Genomic DNA, 19,435 nt, shown 5'->3' on the forward strand with positions numbered 1-19,435 from the left:
CCTCCCCTTACGCCAGTCCGGCCGCGACGGCCTTCTCGGTGGCCGCGCGGACGGCCGCCTCCTGCTCGGGCAGCAGGGGCGTGCGCGGCGGGCGGCAGGGTCCGCCGTACCGGCCGACGAGGTCCATGGACCGCTTGATGGCCTGCACGAACTCCACGCGCGAGTCCCAGCGCAGCAGCGGGTGCAGCTGCCGGTACAGCGGCAGCGCGGTGCCCAGGTCGCCGTCGACGGCCGCCCGGTACAGCTCCACGCTCGCCCGGGGCAGCGCGTTGGGGTAGCCGGCCACCCAGCCCTTGGCGCCCGCGACGGCGAGTTCCAGCAGGACGTCGTCGGCGCCGATCAAAAGGTCCAGTTCGGGGGCGAGTTCGGCGATGCGGTAGGCGCGGCGGACGTCGCCGGAGAACTCCTTCACGCCGTGGATGTACCCCTCGCCGTGCAGGCGGGCGAGCAGCTCCGGCACGAGGTCGACCTTGGTGTCGACGGGGTTGTTGTACGCCACGACCGGCAGGTGGGCCTTGGCGACCTCGGCGTAGTGGGCGAGGACGGAGCGCTCGTCGGCGCGGTAGGCGTTGGGCGGCAGCAGCATCACCGCCCCGCAGCCCGCCTCCGCAGCCTGTTCGGCCCAGCGCCGGGCCTCGGCGGACCCGTACGCGGCGACGCCCGGCATGACGCGCCGCCCGCCGACCGCGGCGACGGCCGTCTCGACGACCCGGGCGCGCTCCTCGGGCGTGAGCACCTGGTACTCGCCGAGGGAGCCGTTCGGGACCACGCCGTCACAGTCGTTCTCCACCAGCCACGCGCAGTGCTCGGCGTACCGGTCGTAATCCACGCAGAGGTCGTCGTTCAGCGGCAGCGCGGTGGCGACGAGGACGCCGCGCCAGGGGCGGTGGTCGGTCATGAGGGTCCTCTCTCGGTGTGCTGTCGGGCGAGTACACCCAGCGGCACGGGCCGCGCGAAGGGCCGCCGCGTGGGGGTGGGTTCACATCCGGCGAGCCCGGCGACGGCGGGTCCGCACATCCGGCCCTGGCACCAGCCCATGCCGGCCCGGGTCAGCAGCTTCACCGTGCGGACGTCACCGGCGCCGAGGCCGAGGGCCTCGCGGACGGCGCCCGCGGTGACCTCCTCGCAGCGGCACACGACGGTGTCGTCGGTGACCTGGCCGGTCCAGTGCGCGGGCGGCGCGTACGCGGAGTCGAGGGCGGCGGCGACCCTGAGCAGCCGCGCGCGGGACCTGACGGCCGCGGGCGCCGGGTCGAAGGCGGTGCCCTTGAGGTGCGCGGCGACCGAGCATCCCGCGAGGTGCCCCTCGGCGAGCGCGAGGGCGGCACCGCCGATGCCGGTGGCCTCGCCGGCCGCCCACACGCCGGGCACGTCGGTGCGCTGTTCGCCGTCGACGCACACCGCCGGCCCGTCGAGGCGGCAGCCGAGGCTCCCGGCGAGGTCGGTGTGCGGGAGCATGCCGTGACCGACGGCGAGGGTGTCGCAGGCCAGGTGCCGCTCGGTGCCGGGCCGCACGCGTCCGTCGGCGTCGAGGGCGGCGACGGTGACGCCGGTCAGCCGGTCGCCGCCGTGGGCGCGGACGACGGTGTGGCGGGCGAGGAACCGTACGCGGTGCCGCACCAGCCCGGCGGCGTACGCGGCGGCCTCCGGGAGCTTGGCGGCGAGCGCCCGGGCGTGGCGCGGCAGCCGCCCGGGACCGGCCGACTCGACGAGCGCGGCGACCTGGACGCCGGCCGCGGCGAGCCCGGTCGCCACGGGCAGCAGCAGCGGCCCGGTCCCGGCCACGACGGCGGTCCGCCCCGGCACCACGAGCCCGCCCTTGAGCATGGCCTGCGCACCACCGGCGGTGACGACGCCGGGGAGGGTCCAGCCGGGGAACGGCAGCACGGTCTCGTAGCCGCCGGTCGCGAGAAGTACGGCATCGGCGCGCACCTCGACCGGCTCCTGCTGTTCCGGGCCGAGCAGCGCGTGCACGGTGAAGCCGCCGGAGTCCCGCTCCACACCCCATACGTGATGCTCCGTCAGCACCTGTACGTCACTGGCGGCGATCCCGTCTCGCAGCCGCCTCCAGGCGCGCCACTGGTGGTGCAGTGCCTCGGGCCTTCGCGCCCCGAGCGCGGCGGCGGGCTGCCGCCAGAACTGCCCGCCCGGCTCCGCCGCCCCGTCGACGAGCGCGACCCGTACGCCCCGCGCGGTTGCCGCCGACGCGGCGGCGAGCCCCGCCGGGCCCGCGCCGATCACCGCGAGCTCGGTCCGCGTCACCCGCTTCACCGCGCGGTCAGTCCGCATGGCCCGTCCCCTCCCGCGTGCCGATCACCAGCTCAGTCGCCATGGCCCGTCCCCTCCTGCGTCCGGATCACGTCGCCCGGGCGCACCGGCACGAGACAGGCCCGCTGGTTCGGTCGGTCGTTGACGGTCACCAGGCAGTCGAAGCAGACGCCGATCCCGCAGAAGATCCCGCGCGGGCGGCCCGCGCCGCGGGTGGCACGCCAGGAGGTGACGCCCGCCGCCCACAGCGCGGCGGCGACCGTCTGGCCGGGCAGCGCCTGAAGGGGCCGCCCGTCGAAGGTGACCGTGAAGACGGGACCGGGTCGCGCCCCGGCCAGTTCCAGCGGATTCACTCGGCCTCCTCCACAAAGCGGTCGGGCCGGAAGGGGGTGAGGTCCAGGCCGGGCGTCCGCCCGGTCAGCAGCCGCGCGATCAGCTGCCCGGTGCCGGTGGCCAGCCCGATGCCCGCGCCCTCGTGCCCGCAGGCGTGCCAGAGGCCGGGCGCTCGGGGATCGGGGCCGATGGCGGGCAGGTGGTCGGGCAGATACGGCCGGAAACCCACGTACGTCCGCAGGGCCCGCACCCCGGCCAGGAACGGGAACAGCCGCGTCGCCCCCGCCGCCAGCGCCCGCAGCGCCGGGAACGACAGGGACCGGTCGAAGCCGACCCGCTCACGGCTGGCGCCGATCAGGACGGGCCCGGCGGCGGTGCCCTCCACCACCGGGGAGGTCTGCAGCGCCGCCGAGTCGCTGGCGACGTCCGCGACGTAGTCGGCGGCGTACACCTTGTGCCGGATGCGGGGCGGCAGCGGCTCGGTGACCAGGACGAAGCCGCGCCTGGGCAGGACGGGCAGGGACACTCCGGCGCGGGCGGCCAGCTCACCGCCCCAGGTTCCGGCCGCGTTGACCACCACCGGGGCGTACAGGTCTCCCCGGTCCGTGCGCACGCCGCGCACCGCGCCGTCCGGTCCGCGCAGCACCTCGGTCACCTCCCGGCCGGTGAGCAGCCGGGCCCCCGACGCCCGCAGGAGGTGTGCCGCGGCGAGGGCCGGCATCACCTGGGCGTCCTGCGGATAGCGCACGCCGCCCGCGAGGCCGGTCGCCAAGTACGGTTCGAGATCCCGGAGTCGGTCGGCGGACACGTCGACGGCCTCGACCCCGGCCGCCCGCTGCCCGGCCGCGAGCTCCGCCAGCCCGGTCAGCGCCTCGGGCGTGGCGGCGACGACGAGGCCGCCCTTGGCGTCGTACTCGACCGCCTTCCCCAGCTCCTCGGCCAGTTCGGCCCACAACCGGCCGGACAACAGGGCGAGTTCGAGCTCGGGGCCCGGCGCCTTGTCGGAGACGAGGAGGTTCCCCTCCCCCGCGCCGGTCGTGCCGCCGGCCACGGGGCCGCGGTCCACCACGGTGACGTCGAGTCCCGCACGGGCCGCGTAGAAGGCGCAGGCGGCGCCCACCATTCCGGCCCCGACGACCACGACATCGCAGGTCAGTCGCTGACTCACGCCAGTACTATGTCACATGGCGCTGTTCGGGAGAACAGTGCGTGAGCTGCGGGGACTGTGCGGGTCCCGGGGAACGGGTGTGCCGGGGCCGGTGGCGCCGCGCGCTCAGTCGGCCGCGGGAACGACCCTCAGATGCGAGGCGGCGCGGCGCGGCCTGCGGTCCCGGGACGGAGTGCGGCGCGCCTCGCGCAGGACCAGCGTCAGCCGCTCGCAGCCCATGTCCTGAAGCGTCCGGGGCGTCTCCACCACGATCCGGCAGTCGGTGGCGCCCCAGCGCGGGTCGGGGTGCAGCAGCGGACGTACGGCGCCGTCGTGCTCGACGGCCGCCTCCTCGCCGACCGCGCGGATCCAGTGCGGCAGGCCCTGCCGGTAGGCGGCCTCCATGATCGGGTCCTGGGCGATGTCGCGGCGGACGGCCTGCAGGGCGTGGTCGTGGCCGTACCGCTCCAGGGTGGCCGCGAAGTGCGCCAGCATCGGCAGGCACCAGCTCGACTCGTGCTCGCCGAGCACCGTGGCCGCGTCGGGGTGGAACAGCACGAACCGGAGGAAGTTGTCGCCCGGCATGGCCGTCGGGTGCGCGCCGACCTCGCGGAAAAGTGTCCGGAAGGCGTTGTTGGTCAGGAGCACGTCCCAGCGGTGGTCGACGACCAGCGACGGGAAGGGGACGGCCTCCATGAGGGCGGCGTAGTCCTGCAGATAGGCCTGGGCCTCGGGAGTCCCGGGGACGGGCCGCGGTGCCGGCCGCTGTCCTCCTGCCTGATATGCCATCGGGAGGTCACCCCTCTTGCTGTGCGGCCTCGACGCGGCCGCCCCGATCCTGCTGCCCGCACGCGAGGCGTGTCAACTATCGTGGCATTTCGTGCCTGTTGACGGCTGAAATTGGCCACAGTTGTGGCGAGACCTGGATGTGAGTTCGAACCACCCGTTAGTCTCCGGGAAGTTCACGACACCCGCTCGTGAAGAGCCTGCTTGTGAGAATCCTGTGAGAGACGTAGGAGATCTGTCGGTGACGGGTGGCTTCGAGAGTCCGGGCACCACACCGACGGCCGCGCTGCCGGCCGTGGTCGCCCGCGTCACCGCACTCGCCGACCGGCTCGGCGTGCCGCACTCCGAAGTCTTCGACGTCGGCCGCCTGTCCGTCGCCTCCGGCGTCCCGGAACCCGTGGTCAGGGCGTTGCTGAGCGGCCGTCCGGCGGGTGAGCCCGATGTGCAGGCGCGGTTCGTGCAGCGCCTGGACCTGCTGCGCCGCACCCGGCTCAAGCCGAACGGGCGCAAGTACACCCAGCAGGAGATCGCCGACGGCGCGGGCATGTCGCGGCAGCAGGCGGGCGCCCTCATCAACGGCGACCGGCGGCCCACCATGGAGCACTGTGACGCCATCCAGCGCTTCTTCCGCGTGCACGCCGGCTTTCTCACGGCCGAGGACCCCGAAGCGCTCGCGAACGTACTCCAGCACACCGAGCAGGAGCTGCTGCAGAAGCTCGCCGACCGGGAGCGGGAGGCCGCCGCGGCCGCCGAGGACCCGCTGGAGCGGCTGCTGCAGGACCACGGCGTCCGCGGGATCGCCTGGCGGGCCGCCCAGCTGCCCACCGACCAGCACCGCGACAAGGTCGCGGAATGGCTGGACATGCTCCTGGAGAGCGTCAAGCGGCCCGAGTCGTCGTGACCCTGGGGAGAGAAGTGGGCATCGGTAGGGAAATGCGCCGCCTGTGCGGCGAGTTGGTCGCGGAACTCACGCTCGACGCCCCGGCACGGCCCGCCGTCCTGTACGGCGCGCTGTGCGACGCGATGAGCAGACGCCGCGGCCGCCCCGTCCACTTCCGTACGGCCGCCTTCCCGCCCGGGACCGCCAGCGGACTGTGGCTCGACATGGCCGACCAGGACCTGGTGGTGATCGAGGAACGCACCGCGCCCGACCACCAGTTGGTGATCCTGGGCCACGAGCTGTGGCACATGAAGGCCGGGCACTGCAGCCACCACGTGGCGGGCGCCGCGGTCGCGGCCCGGCTGCTCGACGACGCCGCCGACCTGCGGGCGACCGTCCTCAAGGTCGCCGCGCGCACCCGCTTCGACCTCGCCGACGAGCAGGAGGCCGAGCGCTTCGGCCTGCTGCTGGCCAGCAAGTGCCGTGCGTGGCTGGCCGGTTCGTCGTTGCGGGGGCCGGTGCAGCGGGATCATCTGGCGGGGCGGATCGAGGCGTCGCTGGGGTATCTGGGGCCGCAGGGCTGAACGGCCGGCCGGGACCACGCCGTCCCGGCCGCCCCACTCGGTGAGGACTCGCCTTTGCCGGGCGGGCGAACCGGCATGCGGGGAAGCCGGAATGTCAGTGGTGGGCGGCATGCTGGTGGTGCGCCGCCGCGTGCGGGGGCGTGCGTGTCCTGGGTGCCCGCCGCCGTGCGGGGCGCATGCCCTGGGCGCGTGGACCGATGACACCGACACGGGGAGAGCCGACCGATGCCCACCGCCGTACTGACCGACCGCGAACGCACCGCCGTCCAGGCGTACCTGCGCCTGCTGCACACGGTCCGCGCCGCCTTCGATGTCACCCCCGGCCCGCCGGAGACGCGTCGGCCCCCGGTCGTTCCGCCCGCCGTGCTCGCCGAGGCGGAACAGGCCCTGGCGGAGGCGGGCCTGGCCGGTAACGAGGAGGAGTTCTTCCGGCTGTTGCGGAGCTGGTGCCCGCCGGAGTAGTCGGCAGCCGTGGCCCGCGCGGGAGCCGGCGGGGCGGCAGCCGCGGGCGGCCGTCGCTGACGGGACGGCCGCAGCGGGCCCGTCCGTCAGCCGTGCGGGACGGTGACCGCCGTCGCGAGCAGGCCGCGTCCGGCGGTCCAGCGGCCCTCGAAGTGGTCGAGGCGGCGGTCGCCCACCCACGGTCCCGGTACCAGGAGGGCCGCGCGGAAGCCGCCGCACACCCGTTCGCCGGGGTCCACGGAGATCTCGATGTCGGCCTCCATGAAGTCCAGCCACTTCCCGGTGAGGGGGAACCACGCCTTGTAGACGGACTCCTTGGCGCTGAACAGCAGCCGGTCCCAGTGCAGGTCGGGCCGGTCCGCGGTCAGCCGGCGCAGCCGCTGCTGCTCCGTGGGCAGGGACACGGAGGGCAGCACACCGTCGGGCAGCGGCCCGTCGGGCTCCGCGTCGATGCCGAGGGAGGCCAGGTCGGTGACGCGTACCAGCGCGGCGGCGCAGTAGCCATCGCAGTGGGTCATGCTGCCGACGAGCCCCGCCGGCCAGCGCGGGGCGCCGCGCTCACCGGGCAGCACCGGCTGCGGCGGCACACCGAGCTTCTCCATGGCGCGGCGCGCGCAGGAGCGTACGGCGGCGAACTCCCGGCGCCGCTTGGCCACCGCCCGCGCCACCAGGGCCGCCTCCTCCGGGTACAGCGACGCGTCCGCGCCGTCGTGGCCGTACGCCTCGACGGCGACCACCGTCTCCGGCAGCAGCTCCTCGATCAACGGTCCTCGCCCTCCCTCGGCAGGATGCGGCGCAGCCCCGGCTGCCCGGATCTCTTGCGCCACTCGCGGGGGTAGCCCACCGAGACCTCCTCGAAGCGGACGCCCTCGTGCCAGGTGGTCCGCGGGATGTGGAGATGGCCGTAGACCATCGTGTGGACGCGGAACCGGCGGTGCCAGTCGGCGGTCAGCCGGGTGCCGCACCACATGGCGAACTCGGGATGCCACAGGACGTCCGTCGGGTGGCGGTCCAGCGGGTAGTGGTTGACGGGGATCGTGGGCAGGTCCACGGGCAGTTCGGCGAGTTTGCGTGCGGTCTCGGCGACCCGGGCCCGGCACCAGGCCTCCCGGCTCGGGTAGGGGTCGGGGTGCAGCAGGTACTCGTCGTTGCACACGATCCCGGTCTCGTGCGCGTACGCCAGCCCCTCCTCCTTGGTCGCGCACCCGGCCGGCAGGAACGAGTAGTCGTACAGCAGGAACAGCGGCGCGATCGCCACGGGACCGCCGGGACCGTGCCAGACGGGGTAGGGGTCCTCGGGTGTCACCACGCCGAGCTCGCGGCACATCTCGACCAGGTGGTCGTACCGGGCGACGCCGCGCAGGGTGACGGAGTCCCTCGGATGGGTCCACAGCTCGTGGTTCCCGGGCACCCACACGACCTGGCGGAAGCGGCCGGCGAGTGTCTTGAGGGCCCAGCGGATGTCGGCCACGGTCTCCGCGACGTCACCGGCCACCAGCAGCCAGTCGTCGTCCGACGCGGGCTGCATCCGCTCGACCAGGGCGCGGTTCTCCGGGTAGCCGATGTGCAGATCGCTGATGGCCCACAGCTGACCGTCACCACCGGCCCTCGACGTCACCTCTCGCCCCCTCCGCACGCGCGAACGTCACCACGAGATCACATCCGCGCCGCCGGGACAAGCGGCCCGTTCCGGCGGGCGGCGGTCCCGGCGTCCGGACGGGCGTGATCCAGACCGCCATGAGACCACCATGGCCCGCCATGAGACCGGCATGAGACCGGCATGATCGGAAAATCCGTAACACGCACGTTGCACGAGACGGCCCGGCGAAGCCGTATGATCTGCCCCAACACCACCGCTGAGAAATTCCCTTCACACAGGGGCGGTTTGGTGTCCCTCCATTCGTCCTGCCCGGGCACGGGCCGCTGAGCCCTGCCCGCGAACCGTGAAAGGCGGCCTGCATGGTCTCTCGCGTACGCGTCTGGCTCAACCGCACGTACGCGGAGAACGTGTTCTTCATGGATCAGCTGCGGAGAAATCCCAGCGACCGGGCCGTCGAGATCCATGCCACGCACGGTGACCCCGACTCCCCCGTGCTGGCCGCCGCCGACACCGCCGAACTCGAACCGGAGGGCCTGTCCCCGGCCGCGTACGTCGAGTACGCCCTCGACCAGTGCGCGCGGCGCGGCATCGACGTGTTCGTGCCGCGGCTGCACCAGGCGGCCGTCGTGGCGCACCGCGCCGAGTTCGAGGCGGCCGGTACGGCGCTGCTGGCGCCGCCGCCGGAGGCCGTGGCCGTCTTCCACGACAAGGTGATCGCCTACGAGGCGGTCCAGACGATCGGCGTGCCGGTGCCGCCGTGGTGGCGGGTGCGGTCGGCCGACGAACTCCTCGCCGCCGTCGAGGAGTTGGAGGCGAGCGGCCACAAGGCGTGCTTCAAGCCCGCCTCCGGCGCGGGCGGGGTGGGCTTCCGCGTGATCACGCGCGCCCCCTTCTCGCTCATGCACCTCAACGGATTCCCGAGCCCGTACGTGCCGCTCGACCTGGTGCTGGAGGCGATGCACCGGGCCGAGGAGCCGGTCGACTGGCTGGTGATGCCGCGCCTGGAGCAGCCGGAGGTGTCGGTGGACTGCCTCACCGGCCCGGACAACCGGATCCGGCTCGCCGTGGGCCGCACCAAGAACGGCCGCCGCCGGGGCTTCACACTCCACGAGCAGTGGCTGGAGCCGGCCCGGCGGATCGCGGAGGGCTTCGGTCTGCACTACCTGTCCAACATCCAGTTCCGGATGCTCGGCGACCGGCCCGTCCTCATGGACGTCAACACCCGCCCGGCCGGTGGACTGCACCAGCTGTCCCTGTGCGGTGTCAACGCCCCCTGGGCAGCTGTGCAGTTGGCGCTCGGCGAGGACCCGGGCGAGGTGGTGCCGCCGTTCCTCGGCCAGGACTACACGGTGGTGTCCGGGCCGCGTCCGTTGCGGACGGTGCCGCTGCCGGTGCAGCAGCAGCGGGCGGAGGAGACGGCGCCGTTGCTGCCGGCGGTGCCGTCCCCGGTCGGGGCCGCGGCGGAGGCACTGCCGCTGTAGACGTGCCGTCGCAAGACGCCGCGCGCACGGCCGGTCAGCCAACCGGATAGCCCCACGCTCTCGCCAACTCGGCGAGCCGTGGCGGCAGTTCGGCGTCCGGTCCGGCCGTGCGGGCGGTCTGGATACGGCCGGACCTGATGGTGCTGGACCAGTCGCCCAGCTGGGGCCGGAACGTGCCGTGGTCCTTGCTGCCGTAGTCGAGCATGCCGGACTCCCAGGCAACGCCGAGGTGGTCGCAGATGCCCCGGGTCACCTTCTCCGGTTCGGCGGTCAGCTCCTCGTACCTGATCACATGCACGTTGGGGAGACGGTTCCGCGCCTCCTCCAGCTTCTCGCTGTAGCGGAGGACCTCGGCGCGGATCTCCTCGTGGTCGGGGTCCGCGCGGCGCTGGGTGAGGGACGTGATGACCGCGCCCGGGTGGCGCAGCAGGACGAGGTAGCGGGCGCTGGGCCAGCATCGGTGCAGGCGGGGCCAGATGAGGGTGTTGGGCGGTGTCTTGTCGACGATGACGTCCTTGCCACTGCGGGTGAGTTCCAGGTGCAGCACCCGGTCCCACAGGATGTGTTCCAGCTCGTCCTTGTCGAGCTGGAGTTCCTTCATGGCGTCCGCGGTGAAGTCGCGGGACAGGTGGACGTGCACGGTGCGCAGGTGCATCTCGTGCGGGGCGCGGATGCGGCTGTGGCTGTTGAGCAGGACGCGCAGCAGGGTCGATCCGGAGCGTACGGACGACAGCACGAAGACCGGGGACTCCACCAGGCGCGGGGCGGGCGGAGCGGTGTAGGGGTCGGTGACCGGCCGAGGAGCGGGGATCGCGTCGAGGTTCCGGCGCGGGGGGCTGACCGCCTGCATCACCAGCCTTCCGCGACGCTTCAGTCCCTTGCCGATCGCAGCCATACGCGGATCTCGCACCGTGACACCTCTCTCTTGCGCCGTGCGTTCCGCATCCCAGAGGGGGAAGATGAAGCTCAAATGTCACGGAGGGAAAGCACCCCGGTCGCAGACGTTCACAACCCGCCTGCGACCAGGGGATTCACCGCTTTCTTAATTCTTCGTCAGAACCGGCGCGCCGAAGCGGGCGGCTCGATCCAGAGCACGCCGGGGGTCTCGCACCTGGACGCCGTCGACGGCGTTGATGCCCCCGTGGACGAAGACCCCCAGCTTGGCGTCGGTGAACCAGGGTCGCGTGGGCATGCGTCAGGCCCTCTTCAGCCGCAGCGTGAGGATCTGGAAGGGCCGCAGCGTGACGGGGACCGCCCCGTCGCCGTCGAGGTCCGCGTCCTCCAGGCGCCGTTCCAGCAGGTCGGTGACCTGGGCGGCCGCCAGCTGGAAGCCGGTGCGCAGGACGCCGGTGGCGCGGCCGCCGCGGGACTCGTAGAGCCGTACGACGACGTCGCCGGACCGGTCGTCGGCGAGCTTGACCGCCTCCACGGTCACGCCCTCGCCGGTCACGGACACGACCGGTTCCGGCGTGCCCGCCGCGTCCGCCACGCGCAGCGGGAGGTTGAGGGCGTAGCCCTCCGCGACGGCGTCCGCGATGCTCGCGCCGGGCAGGAGCGCGTAGGTGAAGCGGTGCCTGCCCTGGTCGGCCTCCGGGTCCGGGATGCGCGGGGCACGGACCAGGCTGAGGCGGACCGTGGTCGTCGTGCCGCCGTCCTCGCGGACCGTGCGGGTCACGTCGTGGCCGTACGTCGAGTCGTTGAGGACCGCGACGCCGTAGCCGGGTTCGCCGATGTGCACCCAGCGGTGACCGGAGACCTCGAAGCGGGCCGCCTCCCAGCTGGTGTTGGTGTGGGTGGGGCGCTGGATGTGGCCGAACTGGATCTCGGCGGAGGAGTGCGGGGCACGGATGTCCACCGGGAAGCCGGCCTTGAGGATCTTTTCGGCCTCGTGCCAGTCGATGTCGGTCTCGATGTCGATGCGGGGGCTGCCGGCGCGGACGGTGATCGTCTGGGTGATGCGCGAGCCCTTGCCGAAGGCCCGCTCGACCCTGATCGCCCCGATCAGCGGGTCCTGCTCGACGACCGTGACCGACTCGGCGTCCAGCAGGTCCGTGTAGCGGTTCCGGTAGTGCTTGTCGATGTCCCAGGCGTCCCAGTAGTTGGGCAGGTCCGTGTGGAGGCGGAGGAGGTTGCCCTTGTCGGCGAGGACTTCGCGGTTCGACCGTAGATCGTAGACAGACGACAGTGTGCCGTCTTCGGCGATCTCGACCCGGACCAGCCCGTTGTCGAGGACCCGGCCGGTGACCGTCACCGGCTGCGGGGGCTCGGTGGCGGCGAGGGGCGCACTGCCGCTCGCGGGCACCGCCACGTACACCGGTGCTCCCTCGGCCGTGCGGACCACTTCGGCACGGTCGTACGGGCTGGTGTTGAACACCTGCGTCCCGCCGGCGCCCAGCGCGGCGATCGCCTGGGCCGTCAGGTCCTCCAGCTCCCGGCCGACGCGGGCGTATTCGGCCTCCGCCTCCCGGTGCACCCACGCGATCGACGAGCCGGGCAGGATGTCGTGGAACTGGTGCAGCAGGACCGTCTTCCACAGGCGGTCGAGCTTCTCGTACGGGTAGGTGTAGCCCGGCGCGTGCAGCGCCGCCGTCGTCGCCCACAACTCCGCCTCGCGCAGCAGGTGTTCGGAGCGGCGGTTGCCCTGCTTGGTGCGGGCCTGGGAGGTGTAGGTGGCGCGGTGCAGCTCCAGGTAGAGCTCGCCGTTCCAGACCGGGGCGTCCGGGTACTCCGCGCGGGCCTTGGCGAAGAACGCGTCGGGGTGTTCGACGACGACCTTGGGCGAGCCCTCCAGGTCGGCGAGCCGGCGCGCCCGTTCCATGATCTCGCGGGTGGGACCGCCACCGCCGTCGCCCCAGCCGAAGGGCGCCAGCGAGCGTGTACCGGCGCCCTTCTCGGAGTAGTTGCGCACGGCGCGGTCCATCTCCTCGCCGCTGAACCGGGCGTTGTAGGTGTCGACCGGCGGGAAGTGGGTGAAGATGCGGGTGCCGTCGATGCCCTCCCACCAGAAGGTGTGGTGGGGGAACTTGTTCGTCTGGTTCCAGGAGATCTTCTGGGTCAGGAACCAGTCGTTGCCGGCGAGCTTGGCGAGCTGCGGGTAGGCGGCGGTGTAGCCGAAGGAGTCCGGCAGCCAGACGCCCTTGGTCTCGATGCCGAAGTGCTCGATGAAGAACCGCTTGCCGTGGATGAACTGGCGGGCCATGGCCTCGCCGCCGGGCAGGTTGCCGTCGGCCTCGACCCACATGCCGCCGACGGGCGCCCACTGGCCCTTCTTCACCGACTCCTGGATGCGGGCCCACACGTGGGGGTAGTTGTCGCGCACCCACTCGTACTGCTGGGCCTGCGAGCAGGCGAAGATGAAGTCGTCGTACTCGTCGGCCAGGGACGTCACGTTCGAGAAGGTCCGGGACGTCTTGCGCTTGGTCTCGCGGATCGGCCACAGCCAGGCGGAGTCGATGTGCGCGTGCCCGACGCCGGAGATGGTGTGGGCGCTGGCGTGGGCGGGCTTGGCCAGCACGGGCGCGAGCACCTGGCGGACGGCCGGGGCGCTGCCGGAGACGTCGTCGAGGTCGAGGGCGTCCATGGCCCGGTCCAGGGTGTGCATGATCTCGTGGCGGCGCGGTTCGTGCTCGCCGAGGTGGACCATGAGGTCGCGCAGCACCTGGAGGTCCAGGTCGAGGTGCCAGACCTCCTCGTCGAGGATCGCGAGGTCGGCGCGGCGGAATGTATACAGTGGACGGTCGCCTGCCGTCCGTACATCGCCCAACGGCGTCGGGGCCGCGAAGTCGTTCGCCAGGATGTCGGGGTTCGAGGCGGCCTCGACCAGGTAGTGGATCTCCTCGCCGCCGGTGGCCGGGTTGGCGATCGGCACGTACTGGTTGAGCGGGTTGACCGCCTTCAGCGGTGTCCCGTCCGTGAGGTGGACCAGGGCCTCGGCCTGGTTGCCGGGCCAGTCGCCCGTGAATCCGAGGTCGATGACAGCCTCGACGCGCCGGCCGGCCCACTCGGCGGGCACCTGTCCGCGCATCCGGAACCAGGTGGTGCCCCAGGGCGGCCCCCAGGGGGTGTCCATGGCGAAGGGCTCGTAGGTCGCGGCGGCGGCCTCCTCGAAGGGGACCGGCTCTCCCGGTGCCTGCCAGGCCTCGACGGCGAGGGGCACGGTGGCCGCGTAGATCGCGGGCTTGATGCGCTGGGTGTGGAGGCGCTCGACGCGCTCCTCGATCCGGCGGCGTTCGTCGTGCATGAACAGCTCTCCTGACAGGGCTACTTGAGGTAGGCGAGGCCGGGGTGGACGGAGGTGTAGCCATCGACGAGGCGACGGGCCACGTTCACGGAGTCGACGAGCGGGTGCAGGGCGAACGCCTTCACCGCCGTCGTGCGGGAGCCGGACTCGGCGGCGGCGAGCACCTCGCGCTCGACCGCCTTGACCGCGCAGACCAGGCCGGTGGCGTGGTCGGGCAGCGGGTCGACCGCGACCGGATGCGCGCCGCCCACGTCGACGAGGCAGGGCACCTCGATGACGGCCTCGGCGTCGAGGACGGACAGGGTGGTGCGGTTGCGGACGTTGAGGATCAGCGTCGTGCGCTCGTCGCGGGCGATGGCCCGCATGAGGGCGAGGGCCACCTTCTCGTAGCCGCCGGACAGGTCGTCCTCGTCGCGTTCGCCGGCGCCCGCAGTCTCGCGGTTCTCGGCCATGTAGGTGGCCTCGCGTTCGGCGCGGGTGCGGTCCCAGATCTCCAGGGCGGGGGCGTCCGGGTTCCTCAACTGCGCGTAGAAGCGGGCCTGTTGGTCGTGGAGGAACGCGCCGCGGGTCTTCTCGGCCTGCTGGTAGGCCCGGACGGCTTCCCGGTTGAAGTAGTAGTAGTGCAGGTACTCGTTGGGGATCGCGCCGAGCGACTGGAGCCAGTCGACGCCGAACAGCTTGCCCTCCTCGAAGGAGCCGAGCAGATCGGGGTCGGCGAGCAGGCGCGGGAGTTCGTCGCGGCCGTCGACGCGCAGGCCGCGCACCCAGCCGAGGTGGTTGAGGCCGACGTAGTCGATGAACGCCTCGCGCGGGTTCGCGCCGAGCACCCGGGCGATACGGCGGCCGAGGCCGACCGGCGAGTCGCAGATGCCGATGACACGGTCGCCGAGGTGGCGGGACATGGCCTCGGTGACCAGCCCGGCCGGGTTGGTGAAGTTGATGACCCAGGCATCGGGCGCCAGGCGGGCCACGCGCCGGGCGATGTCGACGGCGACGGGGACCGTCCGCAGACCGTATGCGATCCCTCCCGCGCCGACCGTCTCCTGGCCGAGGACGCCTTCCGTGAGCGCCACCCGTTCGTCGTGCGCGCGGCCCTCAAGCCCGCCGACACGGATCGCGGAGAACACGAAGTCGGCGCCGCGCAGCGCCTCGTCCAGGTCGGTGGTGGCGGTCACCTCGGGCGCGTCGGGGACCCGGGCGGCCTGTTCGTTCAGTACACGGGTGACCGCATGCAGTCGACCGGCGTCCAGGTCGTGCAGCACGACCCGCGTCACCCGGCCCTCGGCGCGGTCCTGGAGGAGCGCCCCGTACACGAGCGGCACCCGGAATCCGCCGCCGCCCAGAATCGTCAGCTTCACGCCTGCACCTTTCCCACCACGACGACCTCGACGCCTGTCTCCTCCAGGGAGGAGCGCGTCGCCGTGTCGACCGGCTCGTTCGTCACCACCACGTCCAGGTCCTCGGGACCGCAGACCTTCGCCATCCCCGTACCCGGGAACTTCGCCGAGTCGGCCAGCAGCACCACCCTCTCACCGGCCCTGATCATGGCGCGCTTGACCGGCACCTCGACGACCGTGGTGTCCATGACCTGCCCGCCGGGCCGCACCCCGCTGGTGCCGAGGAAGAGCCAGTCGGCGTGCAGCTGGCGCAGGTTGTCCTCGGTGAGGAAGCCGACCAGGGAGCGGTACTCGCGGCGGACCATGCCGCCGAGCAGCACCAACTCGATGCCCTCGTCGTCGGCGAGTTCCTCGTACACCACCAGGTTGCTGGTGATCACGGTGATCCGGCGGCCGTGCAGCTGCCGGGCCAGCCGGAAGGCGGTGGTGCCGATGTCCAGCAGCACCGACTGACCGTCCCTGATCATCTGGGCGGCGCGCGCGGCTATGGCGTCCTTCTCCGGCACGCGCACCTCGGCGACCTCGGCGAAGGGCTGGTCGCCCTCCTCCACCACGGCGCCCCCGTGGACACGCGTGAGCAGGCCGTCCTCCTCCAGTTTGACCAGGTCACGCCTGATCGTGGCGGGGCTCACGCCCAGCTGCTCGGAGAGATCGGTCACGGCCGCGGGGCCGCCGGAGCGCAGGACCCGCAGGATGAGTTGGTGTCGTCGTTCCGCTAGCACGGCATGCACACTACTCGTCATCTTCAATCACCACCATGCTTATTTCTGCTCGGCTATTGACCAATCTCTCCGAGGGGCGCACGATTCCGGTCACCGAAATGAAGACTTTTGACGAGAGGACGGATCCGTGGACGACGACCGGCCCGATGTGCTGCTGACCGGGCTGCTCTTCTACGACCTCGTCCTCACGGGGCTGGGGAAGCCGCCGACGCCGGGCGAGGAGATCTGGACGGCCGGCATGGGCTGCGGCCCCGGCGGCATCGCCAACCTGGCGGTGGCCGCCGCCCGCTTCGGTCTGAGGACCTCCCTGGCGACGGTCTTCGGCGACGACTTCTACGGCGAGTACTGCCGTGACCTCCTGGACGACCAGGAAGGCGTCGACCTCTCGCTGTCCCGGACCGCGGACGGCTGGCCCACCCCGGTCACCGTCGCCCTCGCCCACGGTCACGACCGGGCCCTCGTCACCCATGGCCTCCAGCCGCCGTACTCGCAGGACGCGCTGATGGGCGACCCGCCCGAGGCGCGCACCGCCCTCGTGCACATCGAGGCGCAGCCCGGCGAGTGGCTCGCCAAGGCCGCCGCGAACGGTACGCGGATCTACGCCGACGTCGGCTGGGATCCCACCCAGGAGTGGTCCACCGACCTCCTGGACCAGCTCTCCCTGTGCCACGCCTTCCTCCCCAACGAGACCGAGGCGATGGCCTACACCCGCACCGACAGCGCGGTCGCCGCGCTCGGCGTCCTCTCCGAGCTGGTGCCGGTCACCGTGGTCACGCGGGGCGGCGACGGTGCGGTGGCCGTCGACCAGATCACCGGCGAGTACGCGGACGTCCCCGCCCTCGACATCGATGTCCTCGACGCGACGGGCGCCGGTGACGTCTTCGGCGCGAGCTTCGTCGCGGCCTCGCTCGGCGGCTGGCCGCTGGAGGAACGGCTGCGGTTCGCCGTACTGGCCGCCGGGCTGTCCGTACGTCACCACGGCGGGGCCCTGGCCGCCCCCGGCTGGTACGGCGTCGACCGCTGGTGGCGCTCCCTGACCGACCCCGGGCTGAAGCGGGCCTACGGGTTCCTCGCGGACCGGCTCCCGGAGAACCCGGGGCCGCCGGTCGCGTACGCCCCCGTCACCCCGCCCGCACGGCAGCGGTGACTCCCCACGTGCCCCCACGCACCCGCGTCCCCCTGCCCCCACACACCCACGTCCCGATGCGCCCCCATGCACCCATGTCCCCCCGCATGCCCCTCTGATGCGAAGTCCCGAACAGATCCGAAAGGCGGTGGGAGCTGTGCGGCTCTCACGAAGAGGCCTGCTGCGCGCGGGCCTGGCCGGTACGGCCGCCACGGCCCTAGGAGGCCTGGCGTCCGGCTGCGCCGTTCCGACCGGTTCCACCGGCCGGAACATGGTCCTGTGGTACTGGAGCGGTGGTCTGAGCGACACCGTCGTCAAGAACGCCAAGGCCCGCTTCGACGGCTCCGTCGACCTGCAGGCGATCCAGATCGGCGGCTACTACCGCTCGAAGCTGATCACGACCATGGCCGGCCGCTCCCACGTCCCCGACATCGCGGGGCTCAAGGGCGAGGACATGGCGTCGTACCTGCCGAACGCCGACCAGTTCATCGACCTGCGCACCCTCGGTGCCGAGAAGTACCGGAGCCAGTACCTGGCGTGGAAGTGGGACCAGGGCATCGCCGACGACGGCACGATGATCGGCTTCCCCATCGACTGCGGGCCGGTCGCGCACTTCTACCAGTACGAGGTGTTCCGCAGGGCGGGACTGCCGTACGAGCCCGCCGACGTGTCGAAGGAGCTGAACACCTGGGAGAAGTTCTTCGCGGCCGGTGAGCGGCTCAGGCGGCGCATCCCGGGGACCTCCCTGCTCAGCGACGTCAACGCGGTCTTCGAGAACGTCGTGAACCAGGGCAGCAGGCGCTTCGTCGACAAGGACCGGAACTTCATCGGCGACCAGGAGCACGTGCGGGGCGCCTGGGCGCTCGCCGTGGAGGCCAAGCGGCGCGGGATCGTCTCCGACCTCGTCAGCGGCACTCCTGACCAGCTGTCGGCCATAGAGAGCGGCAAGCTGCCCAGCCAGCTGGGCGCGTCCTGGGCGACGTACGACCTGAAGAACGGCGTGCCGAAGACCAAGGGGAAGTGGCGGATCGCCGACATGCCGGTGCGGCCCTCCAACAACGGCGGATCGTTCCTGTCGATCACCAAGGCGTGCCGGGAGCCCGAGCGGGCCTTCGAGATCATCACCTGGGTGCTCAACGCCGCCAACCAGGCGCAGGGGTACGTCGACGCGGGCCTGTTCCCCTCCACCCCCGCCAGTTACGGCCTGAAGCAGCTGCGCGAGCCCGATCCGTTCTTCGGCGGGCAGGTCACGACGGACGTCTTCGGACCCGCCGCGCAGAAGATCGCGATCGCCTACAACAGCCCGTACGACGTGGCGCTCGGGCAGCCCATCAAGGACGAGATCAAGAACGTCGGCGTCCTCGGCAAGGACCCGGAGAAGGCCTGGAGTGACGCCATGAGCACATGCCGGCGCATCGCGAAGCACCTGGGGGTGAGCTACTGATGGCCACCGTCCCCGCAGTGCAAGAGCCCCCGGTGGTCATGGCGCAGACCCCCGCCGTGCGGCCGAAGAAGGGCCTGCGCAAGTACTGGCACCTGTATGCCGCGATCTCCCCCTTCTATCTGCTGTTCCTCGCCTTCGGCCTGATCCCCGTGGGCTTCTCGCTCTATCTGTCCTTCCACCGCTGGGACGGCCTCGGCTCGATGGAGTGGGCGGGCTTGTCGCAGTACCAGTACCTGCTGAGCGACAGCGACTTCTGGCAGTCGATCGGGAACACGCTCGTGATCTGGTCGCTGGCCACCTTCCCGATGATCTTCCTGGCGATGGTCACGGCCGTGATGCTCAACTCGGCGGTCCGGTTCAAGAACGTCTACCGCTTCGCCTACTTCCTGCCGAACGTCACCTCGGTGGTGGCGATCGCGATCGTCTTCGGCTCGGTGTTCTCCACCAACTTCGGTCTGGTGAACGCCCTGTTGCAGGCGGTGGGGCTCGACCAGGTGGCGTGGCTGAACACGCCGTGGGGCATCAAGGCCGCCATCGCGACGCTGATGACCTGGCAGTGGACCGGCTACAACGCGATCATCTTCCTCGCCGGTCTGCAGACGATCCCCAGCGACCTGTACGAGGCGGCCCGTATCGACGGCGCCGGGCCCGTGCAGACGTTCTTCCGGGTGACGCTGCCGCTGCTGCGGCCGACGCTACTGTTCGTGCTGGTGGTCTCGACGGTCACGGGCCTGCAGAGCTTCACCGAGGCGCAGGTGCTGCTGCAGAACACCGCGAACGAGTCGACGTTCTCCGGCGGCCCGGACCACGCGGGCCGGACGATGGTCCTCTACTTCTTCCAGCAGACCTTCGACAACAACGACTTCGGCTACGGCGCCGCCGTGGCGTGGGGCATCTTCCTCGTCGTCGTCCTCTTCTCGATCATCAACTGGCGGCTGGTGCAGCGCCGGGGCGAAGCATAGGGA

The 19,435-nt window shown here is 72.0% G+C and carries 19 protein-coding genes; 7 read left to right on the plus strand and 12 right to left on the minus strand.

The window, feature by feature from the left end; all coding sequences use genetic code 11:
- Positions 1 to 7: 7 nt before the first annotated feature.
- The 5 genes from ACYVMZ_RS07715 to ACYVMZ_RS07735 all read right to left on the minus strand — a co-directional run bounded on the left by ACYVMZ_RS07715 (position 8) and on the right by ACYVMZ_RS07735 (position 4,537).
- Positions 8 to 898 carry a dihydrodipicolinate synthase family protein gene (locus tag ACYVMZ_RS07715; RefSeq protein WP_461076914.1) on the minus strand — a complete coding sequence of 297 codons (891 nt, stop codon included), beginning with the start codon at positions 896 to 898 and terminating at the stop codon, positions 8 to 10.
- Entirely contained in the window at positions 895 to 2,289 is a 1,395-nt protein-coding gene (locus ACYVMZ_RS07720; protein ID WP_461076916.1) for an FAD-dependent oxidoreductase, read from the minus strand. Before ACYVMZ_RS07720 ends, ACYVMZ_RS07715 begins: the two co-directional genes overlap by 4 nt.
- Before the next feature lie 32 nt (positions 2,290 to 2,321).
- On the minus strand, positions 2,322 to 2,621 hold the full coding sequence (locus tag ACYVMZ_RS07725; RefSeq protein ID WP_461076918.1) for a (2Fe-2S)-binding protein: 300 nt from the start codon (positions 2,619 to 2,621) through the stop codon (positions 2,322 to 2,324).
- Positions 2,618 to 3,769, minus strand: coding sequence for an NAD(P)/FAD-dependent oxidoreductase (locus ACYVMZ_RS07730; protein WP_461076920.1), 1,152 nt, complete (start codon positions 3,767 to 3,769; stop codon positions 2,618 to 2,620). The genes ACYVMZ_RS07725 and ACYVMZ_RS07730 overlap by 4 nt, the downstream gene beginning before the upstream one ends.
- 105 nt (positions 3,770 to 3,874) lie before the next feature.
- The gene (locus ACYVMZ_RS07735) at positions 3,875 to 4,537 is read right to left on the minus strand and encodes an MmyB family transcriptional regulator (RefSeq protein ID WP_461076922.1); all 663 of its coding nucleotides are present in this window, start codon (positions 4,535 to 4,537) and stop codon (positions 3,875 to 3,877) included.
- Between the two features lie 238 nt (positions 4,538 to 4,775).
- Between ACYVMZ_RS07735 and ACYVMZ_RS07740 the strand changes: the two genes are divergently transcribed.
- The 3 genes from ACYVMZ_RS07740 (at position 4,776) to ACYVMZ_RS07750 (ending at position 6,460) form a co-directional block, all read left to right on the plus strand.
- The gene (locus ACYVMZ_RS07740; RefSeq protein WP_461076924.1) at positions 4,776 to 5,435 is read left to right on the plus strand and encodes a helix-turn-helix domain-containing protein; all 660 of its coding nucleotides are present in this window, start codon (positions 4,776 to 4,778) and stop codon (positions 5,433 to 5,435) included.
- Between the two features lie 32 nt (positions 5,436 to 5,467).
- A complete protein-coding gene (locus ACYVMZ_RS07745; protein WP_461076926.1) occupies positions 5,468 to 5,998 on the plus strand; it encodes a toxin-antitoxin system, toxin component in 531 nt (176 codons plus the stop codon).
- Positions 5,999 to 6,223: 225 nt separating this feature from the next.
- On the plus strand, positions 6,224 to 6,460 hold the full coding sequence (locus ACYVMZ_RS07750; RefSeq protein ID WP_461076928.1) for a hypothetical protein: 237 nt from the start codon (positions 6,224 to 6,226) through the stop codon (positions 6,458 to 6,460).
- Positions 6,461 to 6,546: 86 nt separating this feature from the next.
- Here the strand turns inward: ACYVMZ_RS07750 and ACYVMZ_RS07755 are convergent, their stop codons facing one another.
- Together ACYVMZ_RS07755 and ACYVMZ_RS07760 are read right to left on the minus strand one after the other, a co-directional pair.
- Positions 6,547 to 7,224: a 4'-phosphopantetheinyl transferase family protein gene (locus ACYVMZ_RS07755; RefSeq protein ID WP_461076930.1), complete on the minus strand. Its 678-nt coding sequence runs from the start codon at positions 7,222 to 7,224 to the stop codon at positions 6,547 to 6,549.
- Entirely contained in the window at positions 7,221 to 8,078 is an 858-nt protein-coding gene (locus ACYVMZ_RS07760; protein ID WP_461076932.1) for a metallophosphoesterase family protein, read from the minus strand. Before ACYVMZ_RS07760 ends, ACYVMZ_RS07755 begins: the two co-directional genes overlap by 4 nt.
- Before the next feature lie 341 nt (positions 8,079 to 8,419).
- Between ACYVMZ_RS07760 and ACYVMZ_RS07765 the strand changes: the two genes are divergently transcribed.
- The gene (locus tag ACYVMZ_RS07765) at positions 8,420 to 9,541 is read left to right on the plus strand and encodes an ATP-grasp domain-containing protein (RefSeq protein WP_461076934.1); all 1,122 of its coding nucleotides are present in this window, start codon (positions 8,420 to 8,422) and stop codon (positions 9,539 to 9,541) included.
- Between the two features lie 34 nt (positions 9,542 to 9,575).
- On the opposite strand, the gene ACYVMZ_RS07770 is transcribed toward ACYVMZ_RS07765, so the two are convergent.
- The 5 genes from ACYVMZ_RS07770 to ACYVMZ_RS07790 form a co-directional block, all read right to left on the minus strand.
- Complete coding sequence (locus tag ACYVMZ_RS07770) at positions 9,576 to 10,436, minus strand: sulfotransferase family protein (RefSeq protein WP_461076936.1); 861 nt, start codon at positions 10,434 to 10,436, stop codon at positions 9,576 to 9,578.
- Positions 10,437 to 10,583: 147 nt separating this feature from the next.
- Entirely contained in the window at positions 10,584 to 10,733 is a 150-nt protein-coding gene (locus ACYVMZ_RS07775; protein WP_461077130.1) for a hypothetical protein, read from the minus strand.
- A 3-nt stretch (positions 10,734 to 10,736) separates the two neighbouring features.
- Positions 10,737 to 13,781, minus strand: coding sequence for an alpha-mannosidase (locus tag ACYVMZ_RS07780; protein ID WP_461076938.1), 3,045 nt, complete (start codon positions 13,779 to 13,781; stop codon positions 10,737 to 10,739).
- Between the two features lie 20 nt (positions 13,782 to 13,801).
- Positions 13,802 to 15,139, minus strand: coding sequence for a 6-phospho-beta-glucosidase (locus ACYVMZ_RS07785; RefSeq protein WP_461076940.1), 1,338 nt, complete (start codon positions 15,137 to 15,139; stop codon positions 13,802 to 13,804).
- The gene (locus ACYVMZ_RS07790) at positions 15,136 to 15,900 is read right to left on the minus strand and encodes a DeoR/GlpR family DNA-binding transcription regulator (protein ID WP_461076942.1); all 765 of its coding nucleotides are present in this window, start codon (positions 15,898 to 15,900) and stop codon (positions 15,136 to 15,138) included. Before ACYVMZ_RS07790 ends, ACYVMZ_RS07785 begins: the two co-directional genes overlap by 4 nt.
- A 127-nt stretch (positions 15,901 to 16,027) precedes the next feature.
- Here ACYVMZ_RS07790 and ACYVMZ_RS07795 point away from each other — a divergent pair, with 127 nt between their 5' ends.
- The 3 genes from ACYVMZ_RS07795 (at position 16,028) to ACYVMZ_RS07805 (ending at position 19,432) form a co-directional block, all read left to right on the plus strand.
- Positions 16,028 to 17,047, plus strand: a complete 1,020-nt coding sequence (locus ACYVMZ_RS07795; RefSeq protein ID WP_461076944.1) for a carbohydrate kinase family protein — start codon at positions 16,028 to 16,030, stop codon at positions 17,045 to 17,047.
- Between the two features lie 136 nt (positions 17,048 to 17,183).
- Entirely contained in the window at positions 17,184 to 18,470 is a 1,287-nt protein-coding gene (locus ACYVMZ_RS07800) for an ABC transporter substrate-binding protein (protein ID WP_461076946.1), read from the plus strand.
- Positions 18,470 to 19,432, plus strand: a complete 963-nt coding sequence (locus ACYVMZ_RS07805) for a carbohydrate ABC transporter permease (RefSeq protein WP_461076948.1) — start codon at positions 18,470 to 18,472, stop codon at positions 19,430 to 19,432. The genes ACYVMZ_RS07800 and ACYVMZ_RS07805 overlap by 1 nt, the downstream gene beginning before the upstream one ends.
- The last annotated feature ends 3 nt before the right edge of the window (positions 19,433 to 19,435 follow it).

It is taken from the genome of Streptomyces deserti, from assembly GCF_054782695.1.

Bases quoted from the DNA above. Each gene is read 5' to 3' on its own strand.
- ACYVMZ_RS07715 (WP_461076914.1), bottom strand. From the start codon at position 898: ATGACCGACCACCGCCCCTGGCGCGGCGTCCTCGTCGCCACCGCGCTG.
- ACYVMZ_RS07720 (WP_461076916.1), bottom strand. From the start codon at position 2,289: ATGCGGACTGACCGCGCGGTGAAGCGGGTGACGCGGACCGAGCTCGCG.
- ACYVMZ_RS07735 (WP_461076922.1), bottom strand. From the start codon at position 4,537: ATGGCATATCAGGCAGGAGGACAGCGGCCGGCACCGCGGCCCGTCCCC.
- ACYVMZ_RS07745 (WP_461076926.1), top strand. From the start codon at position 5,468: ATGCGCCGCCTGTGCGGCGAGTTGGTCGCGGAACTCACGCTCGACGCC.
- ACYVMZ_RS07750 (WP_461076928.1), top strand. From the start codon at position 6,224: ATGCCCACCGCCGTACTGACCGACCGCGAACGCACCGCCGTCCAGGCG.
- ACYVMZ_RS07765 (WP_461076934.1), top strand. From the start codon at position 8,420: ATGGTCTCTCGCGTACGCGTCTGGCTCAACCGCACGTACGCGGAGAAC.
- ACYVMZ_RS07770 (WP_461076936.1), bottom strand. From the start codon at position 10,436: ATGGCTGCGATCGGCAAGGGACTGAAGCGTCGCGGAAGGCTGGTGATG.
- ACYVMZ_RS07775 (WP_461077130.1), bottom strand. From the start codon at position 10,733: ATGCCCACGCGACCCTGGTTCACCGACGCCAAGCTGGGGGTCTTCGTC.
- ACYVMZ_RS07780 (WP_461076938.1), bottom strand. From the start codon at position 13,781: ATGCACGACGAACGCCGCCGGATCGAGGAGCGCGTCGAGCGCCTCCAC.
- ACYVMZ_RS07805 (WP_461076948.1), top strand. From the start codon at position 18,470: ATGGCCACCGTCCCCGCAGTGCAAGAGCCCCCGGTGGTCATGGCGCAG.